The sequence below is a fragment of the Aphanothece microscopica RSMan92 genome (assembly GCF_046613545.2).
Lineage (GTDB): Bacteria > Cyanobacteriota > Cyanobacteriia > PCC-6307 > Cyanobiaceae > NIES-981.
In genome coordinates, this window is the sequence record NZ_JBKKKY020000678.1 from 1 (window position 1) to 328 (window position 328).

1 protein-coding gene is annotated in these 328 nt (G+C 63.7%); it reads left to right on the forward strand.

Translation table 11 applies throughout. The features are described from left to right. The coding region (locus ACLD7X_RS19595) for a transposase (RefSeq protein WP_411425350.1) at positions 1 to 328 on the forward strand (328 nt) is incomplete at both ends.

Genomic DNA, 328 nt, shown 5'->3' on the forward strand with positions numbered 1-328 from the left:
CGCCCTGGAAGCGGAGCTGGCACTGGATTTGGATCGCCAGATCGATGCGATCGAGGAGCGGATCTGGGATTACTACTGCGAGGCCGATCCCGAGCAGATCCTGCTGTCGGTTCCCGGGATTGGCAGGATCCTTGCTGCCCAGATCCTGGGTCGCCTGGGTGATCCCGGGCGGTTTCGATGCCTGGCCGCAGCCAGGGCCTACTCCGGCTTGATCCCTAGACAAAACAGCTCAGGGCGCAGCAGTGCTGGCGGAGGCCCCAGCAAGAAAGGGGATGCCTGCTTGCGGGAAGCGCTGTTCCTGGCGGCCAATCAGGTCCGCCGTTTCGAT